This is a genomic window from Bradyrhizobium sp. T-12 (assembly GCF_058314695.1).
In genome coordinates this window covers 1-17,086 of sequence record NZ_CM177756.1, presented here as the reverse complement: position 1 = coordinate 17,086, position 17,086 = coordinate 1, and the positions used below count along the sequence as shown (strand labels likewise).

Sequence of the window (17,086 nt, the reverse complement as noted above, 5' to 3'; positions counted from 1 at the left end):
AACTATCCGGCCGGTGCCATTCGCCGGTCACGCACGATCAGCAGTGCCAGAGAGACAATTCCAGCCATCAGCAACGCCCAGTCTTGTGGCACGCGAAGAAATATCGCGGCGCTGCCTCCGACAAGCGACCACAAGAATGGGATCACAAGCAGCCAGCGCGAGACCGGCGCTCTCGTCAGCAACAGCATCCCGAAACTGAAGATGGTGACGGGACACGGCGTGACCCCAAACATCGGTAGTTGGTTGGGGAGTTGACCCATCTCGAGGCCGAACAGCGGGTAGATCGCCGCTGCGTAGACCACCAACGCGACCCCGATGAATCCCGCCGGTCTCCCCGTATAGCCGAAATTCAAGTGGCTCCGAGACACGGCAAAATAAATGAAGGCCGCAGCCTGCATTGCAAACAGCGCGCCGAAAACATAGGCCAGCTTGTTGATCGATGCGAAGAAGATCAGGTGATAGACGATCCCGGTCCACGCCCACATCGACGCGAGAATTCCGGCGATGATCTGATCGGACCATCGGCCCTTGCGAAACACCAGCGAGAAGGCCAACCCGCCCATCAGATATGCGAAAACCTGCGCCGGCCAGATGGCCCGGTTGTAACTCGCAAAAACGCCGAGGAATTGCTCGATCGTGAACGGCAGCATGATCGCGGCTCCTTCAGGATGTCAGACGCTATGCAGCCGTTGGGATGAGTCGTTTGACCGGTGTCAACGGGGACGCACTGATGGCCGCGGCATGTTGACCTATGTCGGTACGCGTGGCCGGCTTGTATCTCCGACGTGTCAAACGACGGCTTTTCGAGATCGCGCGGAATCTGCCCTAGCGCTTCGCCAGGCCCTTGCCCTGCATGCGCCAGACCAGGAGGTCGATGCGGTCCTGGCCGAAGAACGGCTCGTTCTCGAACACGAAGGTCGGCACGCCCCAATGGCCCGACGCGGCGTGGTCTTTCTCGTTCTCCGCGATCACCTGCTCGTAGCGATCGGGATCGGCGGTGATCGCGGCGTCCATCGCGGCGAGATCGAAGCCGGCGTTCGCGGCCGCGCGCGCGAGATGGTCGCCCTCGTTCCATCCGGCGACCGAACCATCCCACAGCACGCGCGCGATCGCATGAGTGAATGCGAGCGCGCGTCCCTCGAGCTGCGCCATCGCGCCGAGCCGGGTCAGGCGGTGGATATAGGGCTGCTCGGCCGCGACATCGAAATTCGTCTTGTCCTGCACGATCGGATCGGGCCGGGGAAAGCGGAACGGAATGCCCTCGTGCTGGGCGACGCGCGTGCTGTCGAGCACGACATAGCGAATGAAATTCGGGCTGGCCTTCTTGAAGAAGCCGGGCACGCGCACCGCGAGCGGATAGACCGGCCGCAGGTTCACGGCGAGATCATAGTCCTCCACGAGCTTCAAAGTCTTGGGCAGCGCCAGATAGCTGAACGGGCTGCGGAATGAGAAGAAAAGATCAACTGACAGAGTCATCGGCCCGCTCCACGATCGGTCCCATCACGCCGCGGACGCCCCGGGGTGACTTCGCGGACTGTCGGCGTCATCCCGCCAGTCTGCGCGTCAGCATCCGGAAGCGCAAGATCAGCAGCCCTGCATACACGAACGTCCCGACCGAGAACCCGACCCAGATGCCGACCGCGCCCAGCCCCGTGTGGAAGGCCAGCACCCAGGCGACGGGAAAGGCGATGCCCCAATAGCCGATCGCGGCAAACAGCAGCGTCATCCTGGTGTCGTTGATGCCGCGCAGCGCGCCGCCCATGATGGTCTGAAGGCCGTCGGCGATGAAGAAGGTGGCGCCGACCAGCAGCAGCGTGGCGGTCAGCCCGACCGTAGGCGCGCTGGCTTCATTGCTGCCGAAGAACAATCGTCCCAGCTCATAGCGAGCGAGGATGATCGCGAGCGTCAGGGCCGAGACGAGCGCGATACCGAGCACGGCTGCGGCGAGTCCCGCGCGCTTCACCGCCGCCGGATCGCCCCGGCCGAAGGCGTGGCCCACCCGCACCGTCGCCGCCATGCCGATGCCGAGCGGCACCATGAACAGCACCGCGGTGACCTGCAGCGCGATCTGATGCGCGGCAATCGCGGTGGTCGAGATCAACCCCATCAGCAGCGCCGCCGAGGAGAACAGGCCATATTCCAGCAGAAGGGAAAACGAGATCGGCGCGCCGATCGCGATCAGCTGGCGCATCAGGGGCCAGTCGATCCGCCACAGCCGGGCGAGCGGGCGGTAGTCCGAAAACGGCTTGCGCAGCCCCGCGATGGCGAGGGTGGCGATGAACGTGCCGAGATTGACGAGCGTGGTCCCAAGTCCCGCGCCGAACAGGCCGAGCTCGGGCAGGCCGAACAGGCCGTGGATCAGGGCGTAGACCAGCACGGCATTGATCGGGATCGCCGCCAGCGTGATCCATAGCGGCGGCTGCGGCCGGTTCACCGCGCTCATCATGCTGCGCAGCGCGATGAAGCCGAGCGCCGGTGCGATACCCCAGGCCAATCCGTCGAGATAGCGTTGCGCCAGCGCGGCCGATTGCGGCGCCTGGCCGAGCGCGAGCAGGATCTGCTCGCCATAGAGCGGCGAGGCCATCATCGGCAGCGAGATCAGGAATGCGACCCACAGTCCAACGCGCAAGGAGCGCCGGATCAGCCTGACGTCGCCGGCACCGAAGGCCTGCGCCGCCAGCGGCGATACCGCGGACATCAAGCCGAGGCCGAAGGTGAAGCTGACGAAATAGACCGTGTGCGCCAGCGCCGCCGCGGCGACCGCGTCCTCGCCGAGCCGCCCGATCAGCGCGAGATCGGTCGTGATCATCGCGATCTGCCCGAGCTGCGTCAGCATCAGCGGCACGGCCAGCCGCAGCGTCTCGACGAATTCCTGCGCGAGATGGTTTTGCGGCACGCCGGCTTGCGGCTGCGTGGGATGTTGCACAGTGTCGAGCATGGCGGCTCAATAACACGGCCGAGCGACGGAAACATGGCTCTCGTGTCCCGGACGCGCGAAGCGCGAGCCGGACCCAGGAGTCACGGGCGTAGATCTCGGCGGCATGGGCCCCGGCTCAGCAGCGCATCACTCGCGTGCTGCGCTGCGTCCGGGGCAGGAGACCATTCGCGGGATGCAGAGGCAGCGCCTCAGCCCTTCCGCTCCGGCACGCGCTTGATTTTCGCGCCCAGTGCGTTCAGCCGTTCCTCGATGCGCTCGTAGCCGCGCTCGATCTGGTCGGCGTTGTTGATGGTGGAGGTGCCCTGGGCGCACACGGCCGCCAGCAGCATCGCCATGCCGGCGCGGATGTCGGGCGAGGTCATGGTTGCGCCGTGGAGGCGGCTGGGACCGGCGATGATCGCGCGGTGCGGGTCGCACAGCACAATACGCGCACCCATCGCGATCAGCTTGTCGACGAAGAACATCCTGGATTCGAACATCTTCTCGAACATCAGGATGACGCCCTCGCATTGCGTGGCGGTAACGATCGCGATCGACATCAGATCGGCCGGGAAGGCCGGCCAGGGCTGGTCCTCCAGCTTGGGCACGTGGCCGCCGAAATCGTCCTGGATCTTCAATGTTTGATTGGACGGCACGATCAGATCGTCGCCCTCGACGCGGCAGACGATGCCGAGCCGCTCGAACCCCATGCGGATCGAGCGCAGATGCTCGACGCCGGCGCGCGTGATGCGCAAGGGCGAGCGCGTCACCGCGGCAAGCCCGATCAGCGAGCCGACCTCGATGTGGTCGGGCTGGATCCGGTAGGTCGTCCCACCCAGCGTCGCCGGCCCATGGACGATCATGGTGTTGGTGCCGATGCCCTCGATTTGAGCGCCGAGCGCGACCAGGAAGTTGGCGAGGTCCTGCACGTGCGGTTCGGAGGCCGCGTTGCGCAAATAGGTGACGCCGTCGGCGGCGACCGCCGCGACCAGCGCGTTCTCCGTCGCGGTGACGCTGGGCTCGTCCAGGAACACGTCCGCGCCGGCCAGCCTTGGGGCGCGGAATTCGAGCCGGTCCGTCGCGGTGACCTTGGCCCCTAACTGCTCCAGCGCCAGCACATGGGTGTCGAGCCGGCGGCGGCCGATCACGTCGCCGCCCGGCGGCGGCAGCATCACTTCGCCGCAGCGGGCGAGCAGGGGGCCGGCGAGCAGGATCGAGGCGCGGATCCGCACGCACAGCTCGGGGTCGAGATCGGCGGCGCGGATGGTCTTGGCGTGGATGTGAAGCGTGTTGCGGGCGGTCCATTCCGCGGACGCGCCGACCGAGCGGATCAGTTCGACCAGCGTCTCGGTGTCGCGGATCCGCGGCACGTTCTCCAGCGTCACCGGATGCGAGGTGAGCAGGGCGGCGGCGATGATCGGCAGTGCCGAATTCTTGTTGCCGGACGGCTCGATCGAGCCCGAGAGCCGGTGACCGCCCTCGACGATGTATTGGATGGGCGCCACTTGCGTTTCTCGCTGTCCTGTTGCGTTGGGGCGGGCTGCTTCGGGAGCGGAAACTACCGAGAATTGAGCAGGGTAGCAATTCTGCACTTGTCGCGGCGGAGGCCGCTTATTGGCCCTGAACAGGCCCGCTGCGCCAGGCGTTTAGAACAAGCCGATGATATTGGCCACCACATAAAGGATCACGATCAGCATCAAGACGCCCATGACGAGAAAGGAGATTTCGACGGCAATGGCGCCCGCTCCAAGCGCGGCCGCGACCCCCGCCAAAAGCCTCTCTTCGCGAAACACCAGCGCGAGCACGGAGAACAGGATGGCAAGCAGGCCGAGCGAGATCGCACCGATCGAGGACATCTCCCTCAGCTGGCTTCCGGTCGATTTTTCCCGCGGCGGCGCCTGATACTCGACGCCCTTGACCCGCGCGATCAGGCGATCCTTGAGGCGATGGCCGGTGTCGACGATCACCTTGTCCGCCGGCGGCGGCGGATATAGCACCGGTACGACCCAGTGCGGCAGCACGGCCGCGATCAACGCCAGCACCCCGACGATGCTGCCGATCACGCCGAGGCGGCGCGAGGGGAGGGCTGGGCTGGTCGTTGCGGATGCGGTCACGGCGCGATGCTTCAGTTGCGGAGCAAATTGATGACGCCGCCCTCGCCTTTGACTTCGAAATACATGAGATCGACGTAGATCGCAGCCGCGAGAACCAGCGCGCGCTCGTCTTCCGTCAGGCTGCGTTCCAGATATTCCACCAGAAAATTATCACGGTCGGTGAACAGCTCGGATCCGAGGCCGGACCATTTCTTCGCAACGCGCGCCTGCTCTCGCCCGCCACGCATGAACGGAAAGGTCCATACCTTCCAGAGTGGCGAAGTGACTTCGAGCACAACTCGTCCCTGCGCATCGTGCACATGGAAGCGCTTGGTGAAGATTGAAAACTGACGCTCGATGGTTCCTATGAGGCGGTCGTCACGCGAGCGCAGCTCCAGACATTGAAAGAAAAAGCGGAAGGGATGAATGCCGCGCATGACCGGCTGTCGGGCGGCATCGAAGAAATGCACCTCAAAGGAGCGCCAATGCCCGAAGAGCTGACGAAACAGGAAGCCGAGAACTCCCTTTTGCTGTTCGGCAGCATAGAGCAGATCGCGGCCATTTTCGTCGCGAATGCGATATTTGTTGCGGGTTTCGAGGCCGAACAGCTCGGCCATTTCGAACACCTGCTGCACGTACATGCGGTGCTGGTCGGCTAACATCGGCAACATTCGCTTGGACCTCTTCCAGTGCCAGCTACGCCATTTTGTCGCGGTGGCCGGGGATGAGGTTCAGGCGGCGGAGCCGCCGTGAGGGCGGTGCGCCCCCTCTCCCGCAAGCGGGAGAGGCGAAACAAGTCTCAGATGTCGATCGTCGCGCTGAGAGAGTGTTCCTGAATGAAGTCGCGGCGCGGCTCGACCACGTCGCCCATCAGCTTGGTGAAGATGTCGTCGGCCTCGTCGACCTCCTTGACCTTCACCTGGAGCAGTGAGCGCGCTTCGGTGTCGAGCGTCGTCTCCCAGAGCTGCTCCGGGTTCATCTCGCCCAGGCCTTTGTAGCGCTGCAGCGAGATGCCCTTGCGGCCGGCGTCGGTGACCGCCTCGAACAGGTCGGACGGACCGTGGACCACGTGCTCGCTGTCCTTGCGCCGCAGCTTGCCGGAGCGCGCATAGACGTCCTGGAGCTTGGGCGCGTACTCGTCGAGCTTGCGGGCTTCGGCGGAGCCGAGCAGCGCATCGTCGATGACAGCCGCTTCCTTGACGCCGCGCACCGTGCGCTCGAACACAAAACCCTGACCCTCGACGAATTGGCCGACCCAGCCGCGCTCGACCTCCTCGGCCTGGCTGTCCAGCCGGGTCGCAATGTACTGCGCCGCGGCTGCGGCGTTCTCGGGGTTTCCGTACACCGACTTGTTCAGCACGCCGGTGATGGCGGCCTGCTCGACCACCTTGCGGTTATAGCGGCTGTGCAGGTTGCGCAGGATGCTGCGGACGATTCGAGCGTCGTCGACCAGCGCGCGCAGGTCGCGGCCGGTGCGGTCGCCGCCGTTGCCGGGCATATACACGCAGTCGTCGAGGCCGGCGTCGATCAGGTAATCCTCCAGCGCCCGCTCGTCCTTGAGATATTGCTCGGACTTGCCGCGTGAGACCTTATAGAGCGGCGGCTGGGCGATATAGAGATAGCCGCCGTCGATGATGTCGCGCATCTGCCGGTAGAAGAAGGTCAGCAGCAGCGTGCGGATATGGGCGCCGTCGACGTCGGCGTCCGTCATCACGATGATCTTGTGATAGCGCAGCTTCTCGATCGAGAACTCGTCGCTGATGCCGGTGCCGAGCGCGGTGATCAGCGTGCCGATCTGCTCGCTTCCCAGCATCTTGTCGGGGCGCACGCGCTCGACGTTCAAGATCTTGCCGCGGAGCGGCAAGACGGCCTGGAATTCGCGGTTGCGGCCCTGCTTGGCGCTGCCGCCTGCGGAGTCGCCCTCGACGATGAACAGCTCGGACTTAGCCGGGTCCTTCTCCTGGCAGTCGGCGAGCTTGCCGGGCAGCGAGGAGACCGAGAGCGGGCTCTTGCGCGTCAACTCGCGCGCCTTTCGCGCAGCCTCGCGCGCTGCGGCGGCCTGGATCACCTTGCCGACGATCATCTTGGCTTCGGACGGGTGCTCCTCGAACCAGGCTTGCAGCGCCTCGTTGAGCACGTTCTCGACCACGGGGCGCACTTCCGAGGACACCAGCTTGTCCTTGGTCTGCGACGAAAATTTCGGATCGGGCACCTTCACCGACAGCACGGCGGTGAGACCTTCGCGGCAGTCGTCGCCGGTCAGCGCGATCTTCTCTTTCTTGGCGTTGGCCTCGGCATAGCCGTTGACCTGGCGCGTCAGCGCGCCGCGGAAACCGGCCAGATGCGTGCCGCCGTCACGCTGCGGGATGTTGTTGGTGAAGCACAGCACGTTCTCGTGGTAGCTGTCGTTCCACCACAAAGCCGCCTCGACGCCGATGCCGTTGGCTTCCGCGCGCACCATGATCGGCGCCGGCACGATCGCCTTCTTGTTGCGGTCGAGATATTTGACGAATTCCTCGACGCCGCCGGAATAGTGCATCTCCTCGCGCTTCTCGACCGCATGACGCATGTCGGACAGCGCGATGTTGACCCCGGAATTGAGGAAGGCGAGTTCGCGCAGCCGATGCTCGAGCGTCGCGAAATCATATTCGATGTTCTTGAAGGTCTCGGACGAGGCGAGGAACGTCACCTCGGTGCCGCGCTTGCCCGGCGCGTCGCCGACCACCACCAGCGGTGCGACGGCATCGCCATGGGCGAACTCGATATAATGCTCCTTGTTGTCGCGCCAGATGCGCAGGCCGAGCTTGCTCGACAGCGCGTTGACGACGGAGACGCCGACGCCGTGCAGGCCGCCGGAAACCTTGTAGGAGTTCTGGTCGAACTTACCGCCGGCGTGGAGCTGGGTCATGATGACCTCGGCCGCCGAGATGCCTTCGCCCTTGTGGATGTCGACGGGAATGCCGCGGCCGTCGTCGCGCACGGTGACGGAATTGTCGGCGTTGAGCACGACATCGACACGCGTGGCGTGGCCGGCCAGCGCTTCGTCGATCGCGTTGTCGACGACCTCGTAGACCATGTGGTGCAGGCCCGAGCCGTCGTCGGTGTCACCGATATACATGCCCGGGCGCTTGCGGACGGCATCGAGACCCTTGAGCACGCGGATCGATTCCGCGCCGTAGTCGCTCGGATTGGACGGCTCGTTTTCGGCAGCGGGCTGCCGAGCAGGTTCTGTCATGAGAGGCCTTCGAAATGTCGCCCGAATCAGCGGCGCAAAAGGCGCTGATTTGCAGGCTATTTGTGCCATGAAAGCGAGATTGCGCCTAGCGCAAAGTATGCTGCCGCAACCCTTTGATGAGATGGGGTTTTTTGGCGAGTTTTCAAGGTTTTTGGAGGCCGATTTCAGGGCCCGTGAAAAGCCCGATTCGAGACCCCGTTCCGGGTCCTCAAAGACGTGGATTTTGCGGGGCGTGGAGCCTCTTCCCAAGGCGCCTCGGCGCCGCGGAGCGGCCGTCGGCTCAGTAGATCTGGTTGGACTCGCCGTCGCCGTCACGCAGCTTGAGGAACCACGCTTGGTCCGCGGCCAGCGTGATGGTGTCGCTGCGCACCAGATGACCCGACACGTGCAGGGCGTAGGAATATGTGCCGGGCGGCAGATCCAGCGTTTGCGGATGATTTAAGCCGCCCGCGATCTTGATGATTTGATCGTTGATCGCGAGCGAGGCCACATCAGGCACGAGATAGCCGAAGATCAGCCGTGCTTGTCCTGGCATTGGCAGGAAGTTGGCCTTGGCCGCGGCCTCCGTATTTCGCTGCACCAGGTCGACCGTGGTCTCGCCCTTGGCACGGCCGAGCGTCAGCGTGCCCGGCCCCTTCGGAGAGGCGAAGACGAGCAGGGCGCGATCGGCAGTGACCACCGCGCCATCGGGCTTTTCCTGCCAGCCGCGCTTTCCAAGCTCCGTGCGGTAGAAGGCGAGGACGTCGCCGAGCTCGGCGGGCACCTCGGCCTTGAGCTCGAGCCGGAGCGGGACTTCGACCCCGTCCGCGCTGGTGCGGCTGAAGCTCGAGTGGCTGGCTCGCGTCGGCACCGGCATGTCGGAGTGGGCATCTGCTGCGGTCAGCGGCTGCTGCGAGCAGCTCGCAAGCAGAGTGAGGCTGCACACCAGCAGCCGCCATCGTGCCGGGACCTTCGTCCCGCGTCTTGCCGTCGTCATGTCCATTCTCCCGGAAGGTCGCGCGTCATGATCTTCGCGCGATGAGGTGGCTGCGACATTGTCGCGGCCACCTCCGACCAACTGGTCGCCCCATGAACCTGATGGGTTCAACCTGGCCGGGACAGGCACAGGGGATCAATACATCTGCAGCGGCAGCACAGCGCGATCAGGACCCACCATGAGGCCCCAGGCATCCCCGGCCGCAACGGTGAGGCTCTCGGTGCGGGCGGGATGTCCGGGCACGCGCAGGGCGTATTGGTATTTGCCAGGCGGCAGATCGACCATCGGACCTTTCGGCGATTGCGGGCCGCCGGCGCCAGCCGCGATCTTGACGGTCTGCTTGTTGATGGTGAGCGACGCTTCCTTCGGTCCGATATTGCCGAGCATCAGCCTGGCCTGGCCCGCCTTCGGCATGATGTCGGCCTTGACGGCGGCTTCCGGATTCTTTTGTGCCAGACTGACCGTGGTCTCGCTCTTGGCACGGCCGAGCTTCAGCACCGCCGGGCCTTGCGGCGAAGTGAAGTCGATCTGCGCGCGCTCCGCCGACACAATGGCGCCGTCGGCCTTTTCCTGCCAGCCGAGCTTGGACAGCTCCGTGCGGTAAAACGCCAGGACGTCGCCGAGCGGGGCCGGGATGCTGGCTTCGAGCTCGCGGCGGAACGGCGTCTCGCTGCCCGGCATCTTGGTGGTGGCGAGCGAGGTCGACGACCGCTGCGTCGGTACGGGCAACTGCGATTCGGTGTCGGGCTTGAGCGGCTCGGACGATTTGGCCTGCGCTTCCACGGGCTTGGCGGTCGCCACCTTGAGGCCCGATCCCTCGGCGCTGACTCTCACTTTCGGCCCCATCTGCATCACGGTGAAGGAGATCGACTTGCCGCTCTTGGCAAACTCCAGCATCGCCATGTTGGGCTGGTTGATGACCGAAGGCCGCTCGTTCCAGCCCAGCGGCTTCAGCGAGGCCCGGTAGAACGCGGTCAGCGCCTTCACGCTCGATCCGGACGAGAATTCGAGGCTGCCGTCGTCGCCTTTGAATCTGACGTCTTCGGCGGTCTCCGGCAGCGGCACCGGCGTCTTGCTGTCGGCAAGTGCACCGAGCGGCGCATCGGACAGCGCGGCCGCCTGCCCCTTGCGCCGCGCTTCGTCGGCGGCGATGACCTGCTTGGCCATCGCCTCGGCGTCTTTCATGAATTTCTCGTCGGCCTCTTTCTTCGCCTTGGCACGGGCCGCAAGCGCGGATTCCCTCACCTGTGCGGTCAGACTGACCATGGTGAAGTCATATTTGCGGCCAAGCCGCAGCACGCCGGTCTCCTCGGCGTTGGAGATCTTGAGCGCAACGTCGTCGCCGGGGGCGAGCGGGGCGCTGCCATCCTCCTGCCAGCCTCGCGCAGCGAGCTCGCGATGATAGAAGGCGAGCACGGCAGGCAGCTCGGCCATCGCGGCGGCGCTCATCTCGCGCTTGTTGGAGCTCGCGCTGCCGAGGCCCCTGGCCGACTTGGTCGGATTCGGCCGCGGCAGGCCGGCAACATCGCTATCGGCGGTGAGGTCGGCGGGCAGCACGAAAGGTGCGATCCGGACATCGACATCGGTGCGGCCGTCGTTGCGCTTCGTCAGCGTCAGCATCACCGGCTTCTGCTTGTAGAACTGCGTCGTGTCGCCCTCGGGATGGTCGTAGAATGCGCGCATGCCGTTCGGAACGGCCTCGTCGAGGCCCGTCGTCGTCCAGCGTGCCGCCGTTTCCGCCGTGAGCTTGCGCCAGCCGATCGCCTCCATCTGGCGAATGTAGAATTCCGACGTCGCATCGAGCGCGCCCGGCGCGATGCAGCCGAGATAGGGCCTGGTGCCGTCGAACACGAGATCGCTCGCGCCGTCGGGGAACGGTACGTTCGAATAGATCCGATCGGTCGTGTAATAGACCGCGGACTGATCGGGCCGGCCGCCGGCCTGCGTGAAGTGAACGGACAGGCCTTGCCGTCCCTTCTTGAATTTCAGCGTGGTGCTCTTCTCCTCCAGCGGCAGCACATAGGGCACCCAGCCCTCGGCACTCAGGAGTTTTCGCACCGCCTGTAACGTCACGGCTGGCGGCGTCGGCACGCGATATTCGACGCGGTAGGGATCGGGGCGCGAAGTGTCTTCCACCGCGCCCTCGAGCTGCGGCAGCGCGTGGACGTCGACGATGCCGGCATCGGCCGCGGCGGCAACCGAGCTGCTCGCCAACAGGAAGAGGCCGCATGCAAGCAGCCGCCAGCGTGCCGGGACCTGCGTCCCGCGCGTCATCCTCGACATCGTCACTTCTCCAAGGGGCGTGGCGCGGCGCATCGGCTCGCGCGCAATTGCAGGCTGCGACACCGTCGGCGCGGCCTCTGACCAGAAGTCGCGACAGGAACCCGTGAGGTTCAAAGATCGCCGATGCCCCGGAAGCGCTCAATACAGCTGGAGCGGCGGCCAGACGTCTCCGTCGGGCCCGACCGTGAGCTCCCAGGTATCGCCGGCCACAATGTCGAGGGTCTTCGTGGTGGCCGAACGGTCCGGCACGCGCAGCTCGTAGGAATATCGGCCGGGCGCCAGATCCAGCGAGACCGCGTTTGTGCCGGCGGCGCGCTTGACGGTTTTCGCGTCGATCGTGAGCGTGGCATCCGTCCCGCTGATATTGCTGAACACCAGCATCGCCTGGCCGGGCTCGGGCATGATATTCGCCCGGCTCGCCGCATCGGCGTTCTTCTGCACGATATGGATCGAGGTGCTGCCGTCCTTGCGGGCGAGCTGCAGTGCGGCGGGCCCGAGCGGGGAAGCGAAGGAGAGCTGGACGTGATCGGCTGCGATCACCGCGCCTTCGGGCTTTTCCCGCCAGCCGAGCTTTCCGAGCTCGGTGCGATAGAAGCGGACGACGTCGCCGAGCTGCGCAGGCACCGTGGTTTCGAGCCTGGTGCGGAGCGGGGCTTCGATGCCGGGCATCACCGTGGTGTGGGTGCCGCGAAAGCTGTAGCGGGCCGGCGCGGGCAGTTTGGCGGCGGGGTCCAGCGTCAGCGCGGGCGAGAACAACGGCGGCAGATTCGACACGAACGCGCCGGCGCTTGCGGCGAGCAGGCAGCTTGCGAGGAGAACGAGGCCGCACGCAATAGGTTGCCATCGTGCCGGAGCTCGCGCCCCATGCCCCACCGTCGCCATGCCTGTGCTCCAAAGGATATCGCGCGTGTCCGAGATATTTGCGCGATGGCCGCATGTTGCGGCCTCAAGCAGCTAGTCGCCGGCGGAAACGAGCGGGTTCAACGCGGCGGCTCAGCTTCGGGCGGAGACTCGTCCGCTCTCGACGTCAAACACTTCGCCTCCCGCGCCGATCTCGGCGAAGGCCGCCGGGTCGGCGCCGGTGAGCCAGACCTGCGCGCCGAGCTTCTTCAGCTCGTCGAACAGCGCGGCGCGCCTGCTGGGATCGAGATGCGCGACGACCTCGTCGAGCAGCAGCAGCGGCACGATGCCGGTCATCTCGGCCACCAGGCTCGCATGCGCCAGCACGAGGCCGATCAGCAGCGCCTTCTGCTCGCCGGTCGAGGCGTCGCGCGCCGGCATGCTCTTCGGCGCATAGATCACCTGGAGGTCGGTGAGATGCGGGCCGTCGGTGGTGCGGCCGGCGATGGCATCGCGCGGACGGTTGTCGCGCAGGATCTGCCGGTAGCGGTCCTCGACCGAGGTTGCGGTCTCCTGAAGCAGCGCATTCTCCATCCAGCCGTCGAGCGCGATCTGCGCCGACGGAAACGCGGACGCCTGCGCGCGCGCATTCAACATGCCGGTCAGCCTTGCCGCCGTCTGGCCGCGCGTGGCCGCGACCGCGACCGCGAGCTCGGCGGTCTCGCGCTCGATGGCGTCACACCAATGGTCGTCGTAATTGCGGGTCTCGAGCAGGCGGTTGCGCGAGCGCAAGGAGCGTTCCAGCGCGTTGATGCGGCTGGAATGCTCGCTGTCGATGGCGAGCACCAGGCGGTCGAAGAAGCGCCGCCGCTCGGAGCCTGCGCCCATGAACAGCCCGTCCATCGCCGGCGTCAGCCAGACCATGCGGATGTGGTCGCCGAAGGCTGCCGCCGACCCCACCGGCTCGCGGTCGATGCGGCAGCGCCGGCTGACGGCGGCATCAGCGCGCGGTGCATCGATGCCGGTACCGAGCGTCGCCAGCCCCAGCGCGCCTTCGACCTGCGCCGACACCGCCCAGGAGCCGTCGCCCTGGTTGTCGGCGACGTCTTCCAGCGTGGCGCGCCGCAGGCCGCGCCCCGGCGACAGGAACGAGATCGCCTCGATGCAATTGGTCTTGCCCGCCCCATTCGGCCCGACCAGCGCCACCAGGTCAGCCGCCGTCTCGAGCCCCCCCGCCCGATAATTGCGAAAATGCGTCAGCGTCAGGCGATGAATGCGGGAGGCGGTCATGCTAGCTCGTCATTGCCGGACTCTACTTCCCTCCCCCCTTGTGGGGGAGGGTGGCGCCTCACGCAGTGAGGCGACGGGTGAGGGGTATCTTACCGCCCGGCAAGCTTTGCAAGGATATCCTCCAATACGGAAGTGGACTGCTGAAGCACGTCATTGTTCCAATAGCGCAAAGTCCAAAACCCTTCAGCTGCAAGCGCGGCCTCACGAGTCGTGTCTCGCTGTGACTCCGCGTGTTGGCTTCCGTCGATCTCGATTACAAGAGACTGCTCGAAACAGACAAAGTCGAGAATGTAGTTCTTGAACGGTACCTGTCGGCGAAATTTGAACGTGGAGAGCCGACGATCCCTGAGCAGGCGCCACATCGCGGCTTCCGCATCCGTCGGTTCGTGCCGCATGTTCTTCGCGAATTGGCGGAGACGTTTGGGGACTGGGCCGATGGGATGGCTCCTGCGGCACGAACCCCTCACCCGACTGAGTGTGTATCCGCCTGCGGAGATGCCCTCTCCCACAAGGGGAGAGGGCACAGCAACGTGCATCGCGCTTGTTTCGACGGGGAAAACTGTAGCTTTACCCTCTCCCCTTGTGGGAGAGGGTGGCTTCGCGCAGCGAAGCCGGGTGAGGGATTGTCTCCACGTAGAAGGTGTCGCGAGAGGAGGAACACGTCCCTCACACCCGCATCGGCATCAGCACGTACAACGCGCTCTTGTCGTCGCGGTCTTGCACGAGGGTCGGCGAGCCGGGATCGGCGAGCTTGAGGGTTGCGACGTCGCCTTCGATCTGGGCGGCGATGTCGAGCAGATAGCGGGAGTTGAAGCCGATATCGAGGGCGTCGGAGGCGTATTCCACCTCGAGCTCTTCGGTCGCGCTGCCGGAATCCGGATTGGTGACCGACAGCACCAGCTTGCCCGGCGACAGCGACAGTTTGACCGCGCGCCCGCGTTCGCTGGAGATGGTCGAGACGCGGTCGACCGCGTTCTCGAAGTCCTTCTTGTCGACGACGAGCTCCTTGTCGTTGCCTTGCGGAATGACGCGGCCGTAATCGGGGAAGGTACCGTCGATCAGCTTCGAGGTCAGCACGACGTTGCCGATGGTGAAGCGGATCTTGGCCTGCGACAGCTCGATCGTCATCTCGGCGTCGGTGTCCTCGATCAGGCGCTGCACCTCGCCGACGGTCTTGCGCGGCACGATCACGCCGGGCATGCCCTCGGCGCCCTTGGGCTGCACCAGATCGAGCTGGGCGAGGCGGTGGCCGTCGGTGGCGACGCCGCGCAGCGTTGCGGCCTTGGCCGTGCCCGCCGCGTGCAGATAGATGCCGTTGAGGTAATAGCGCGTCTCTTCGGTCGAGATCGCGAACTGGGTGCGGTCGATCAGCCGCTTGACGTCCTTGGCGGCGAGCGAGAAGGAGTGCGACATGTCGCCGGCGGCCAGATCCGGGAAGTCGTTCTCGGGCAGCGTCTGCAGGGTGAAGCGCGAGCGGCCGGCGCGGATCGCCAGCACCGCGCGGTCGCCGTCGGCCTCCAGCACGATCTGCGAACCATCGGGCAGCTTGCGCACGATGTCGTAGAACATGTGCGCCGGCACCGTGGTGGAGCCCGCGGTCGCGGTTTCCGCTGGCAACGTCTCGGTGACCTCGAGGTCGAGGTCGGTCGCCTTCAGCGACAGCTTGGCGTTCTCGGCCCGGACCAGCACGTTGCCCAGGATCGGAATCGTGTTGCGGCGCTCGACCACGCGGTGGACATGGCCCAGCGACTTCAGGAGTTGCGCGCGTTCGACCGTAACCTTCATTGCACTACTCGCCCGATCCCCAAGGAAACACAAATTTGAGAACGCCGGGCGGCGGGACGCGCGCCACGGCACCGAAGACCCCGGAAAGCCGGATCATCCAGCCGATATGACCAAAGCTGTCAGGGTCGCGCAAGGTGGCTCGGATGGCCCCCGGATTCAAGAGATCGGAGGCAGTTCCCCACGATTTACCGCCCAAAACGAAAACCGCCGCCCAGGCGAGGCCGGGGCGGCGGCAGAATGGCAGGAGCGCGCCTAGGCGTTTATTCCTGAAGCTGGCGCTTCAGCGACTCCACTTCCTCCGACAGCGCGGTGTCCTTGGAGACCAGGGCCTCGATCTTGCGCACGGCGTGCAGCACCGTGGTGTGGTCGCGTCCGCCGAAGCGGCGGCCGATCTCGGGGAGCGAGCGCAGGGTCAGCGTCTTGGCGAGATACATCGCCACCTGGCGCGGGCGCACCACGTTGGCGGTGCGGCGCGAGGACAAGAGGTCGGACCGGCTGACATTATACTGCCGCGCCACCACACGCTGGATGTCCTCGATCTTGATCCGCTTCGGCTCCTGCGGCCGGACCAGGTCGCGCACCTCGTGCTCGGCCATCTCCAGCGTCACCGGCCGGTTGTTGAGCTTGGAGTGCGCCAGCAGGCGATTGATGGCGCCTTCGAGGTCGCGGCCATTATGGGTGATGGTGCGCGCCAGATAATGCAGCACCTCTTCCGGCACCTCGAACGTCGCATGATGGGTGCGGGCGGCGGCGACGCGCGACTTGAGGATGCCGTGGCGCAGCTCCTCGCCGAGCGAGCCCATCTCGACCACGAGGCCGCCGGCGAGCCGCGAACGCACGCGGTCGTCGAGGCTTTCGAGATCGGACGGCGGACGGTCGGCCGCGATCACGACCTGGCGGCCGGCGTCGATCAGCGCGTTCAGCGTGTGGCAGAACTCGGCCTGGGTCGACTTGCCCTGCAGGAACTGGAGGTCGTCGATCACCAGCACGTCGATGCCGCGCAGCGCTTCCTTGAAGGCCAGCGCCGTTTGCGTCTTCAGCGCGGCGACGAAGCCGTACATGAACTTTTCAGCCGTGAGATACAGCACCTTGCGCTCGTTGCCGGAATTGCCGGCCCAGGTCACCGCCTGCAAGAGATGCGTCTTGCCGAGGCCGACACCGGCATGGATGTAGAGCGGGTTGAACATCACGGGGTCGCCGCGGCGACCTTCCGCGACCTGACGCGCGGCCGCATGCGCCAGCGTGTTGGAGCGGCCGACGACGAAGCTCGCGAAGGTCAGGCGCGGATCGAGCGGCGAGCCGCCGAGCGCGTCGTGATTGGCCGAGACCGGCGCAATCGCGGTCGAGCGCAGCTCCGGGGTCGGCGTGCGCCGCGTCTCGACCGGCACCGGGGCTTCCTTCTGCGCCACCGGACGCACGGCCGTACGCACCGTGAGGTCGATGCGATGCACTTCCGGCATCTCGGCCTGCCAGCACGACAGCACGCGCTCGGCATAATGGGCCTGGATCCAGCTCTTCAGGAAGCGTGTCGGCACCGAGAGCCGCACACTCTCCTCCTGCACGCCTTCCAGATCCATGCGCGCAAACCAGCTCGTGTAGACGTCTTCGCCAACGCTCGAGCGCAGCCGACCCTTCACGCGTGACCAGCGATCCTGTTCCATTGTCAT

Annotated in this window: 13 protein-coding genes and 1 pseudogene; all 14 read right to left on the bottom strand. The window is 65.7% G+C overall.

Features of this window, described 5'->3' with window-relative positions; translation table 11 throughout:
- Window positions 1–2: 2 nt before the first annotated feature.
- On the bottom strand, window positions 3–650 hold the full coding sequence (locus tag AC0WRY_RS00070; protein WP_491122518.1) for a DUF6064 family protein: 648 nt from the start codon (window positions 648–650) through the stop codon (window positions 3–5).
- A gap of 175 nt (window positions 651–825) precedes the next feature.
- Window positions 826–1,476, bottom strand: coding sequence for a 2-hydroxychromene-2-carboxylate isomerase (locus AC0WRY_RS00065; RefSeq protein WP_194405110.1), 651 nt, complete (start codon window positions 1,474–1,476; stop codon window positions 826–828).
- Window positions 1,477–1,543: 67 nt separating this feature from the next.
- A complete protein-coding gene (locus tag AC0WRY_RS00060) occupies window positions 1,544–2,938 on the bottom strand; it encodes an MATE family efflux transporter (protein WP_194405109.1) in 1,395 nt (464 codons plus the stop codon).
- A gap of 188 nt (window positions 2,939–3,126) precedes the next feature.
- On the bottom strand, window positions 3,127–4,422 hold the full coding sequence (gene murA / locus AC0WRY_RS00055; RefSeq protein WP_194405108.1) for a UDP-N-acetylglucosamine 1-carboxyvinyltransferase: 1,296 nt from the start codon (window positions 4,420–4,422) through the stop codon (window positions 3,127–3,129).
- Window positions 4,423–4,563: 141 nt separating this feature from the next.
- The gene (locus AC0WRY_RS00050) at window positions 4,564–5,031 is read right to left on the bottom strand and encodes a hypothetical protein (RefSeq protein WP_259218170.1); all 468 of its coding nucleotides are present in this window, start codon (window positions 5,029–5,031) and stop codon (window positions 4,564–4,566) included.
- A gap of 11 nt (window positions 5,032–5,042) precedes the next feature.
- Window positions 5,043–5,672, bottom strand: coding sequence for an LURP-one-related family protein (locus AC0WRY_RS00045; RefSeq protein WP_194405107.1), 630 nt, complete (start codon window positions 5,670–5,672; stop codon window positions 5,043–5,045).
- Between the two features lie 137 nt (window positions 5,673–5,809).
- Window positions 5,810–8,245 (bottom strand): DNA topoisomerase (ATP-hydrolyzing) subunit B, encoded by a 2,436-nt coding sequence (gene gyrB / locus AC0WRY_RS00040; RefSeq protein WP_194405106.1) that lies wholly within the window; start codon window positions 8,243–8,245, stop codon window positions 5,810–5,812.
- Window positions 8,246–8,525: 280 nt separating this feature from the next.
- Window positions 8,526–9,221, bottom strand: coding sequence for a hypothetical protein (locus tag AC0WRY_RS00035; RefSeq protein WP_491122517.1), 696 nt, complete (start codon window positions 9,219–9,221; stop codon window positions 8,526–8,528).
- Between the two features lie 135 nt (window positions 9,222–9,356).
- Window positions 9,357–11,504, bottom strand: coding sequence for a hypothetical protein (locus AC0WRY_RS00030; protein WP_491122516.1), 2,148 nt, complete (start codon window positions 11,502–11,504; stop codon window positions 9,357–9,359).
- A 138-nt stretch (window positions 11,505–11,642) separates the two neighbouring features.
- Entirely contained in the window at window positions 11,643–12,386 is a 744-nt protein-coding gene (locus AC0WRY_RS00025) for a hypothetical protein (RefSeq protein ID WP_491122515.1), read from the bottom strand.
- 111 nt (window positions 12,387–12,497) lie between these two features.
- Window positions 12,498–13,634, bottom strand: coding sequence for a DNA replication/repair protein RecF (gene recF, locus AC0WRY_RS00020; RefSeq protein WP_491122514.1), 1,137 nt, complete (start codon window positions 13,632–13,634; stop codon window positions 12,498–12,500).
- 89 nt (window positions 13,635–13,723) lie between these two features.
- A pseudogene (locus tag AC0WRY_RS00015) lies at window positions 13,724–14,090 on the bottom strand (endonuclease domain-containing protein).
- Between the two features lie 210 nt (window positions 14,091–14,300).
- On the bottom strand, window positions 14,301–15,419 hold the full coding sequence (gene dnaN / locus AC0WRY_RS00010; protein WP_128922726.1) for a DNA polymerase III subunit beta: 1,119 nt from the start codon (window positions 15,417–15,419) through the stop codon (window positions 14,301–14,303).
- A gap of 260 nt (window positions 15,420–15,679) precedes the next feature.
- Window positions 15,680–17,086, bottom strand: coding sequence for a chromosomal replication initiator protein DnaA (gene dnaA, locus AC0WRY_RS00005; protein WP_491122513.1), 1,407 nt, complete (start codon window positions 17,084–17,086; stop codon window positions 15,680–15,682).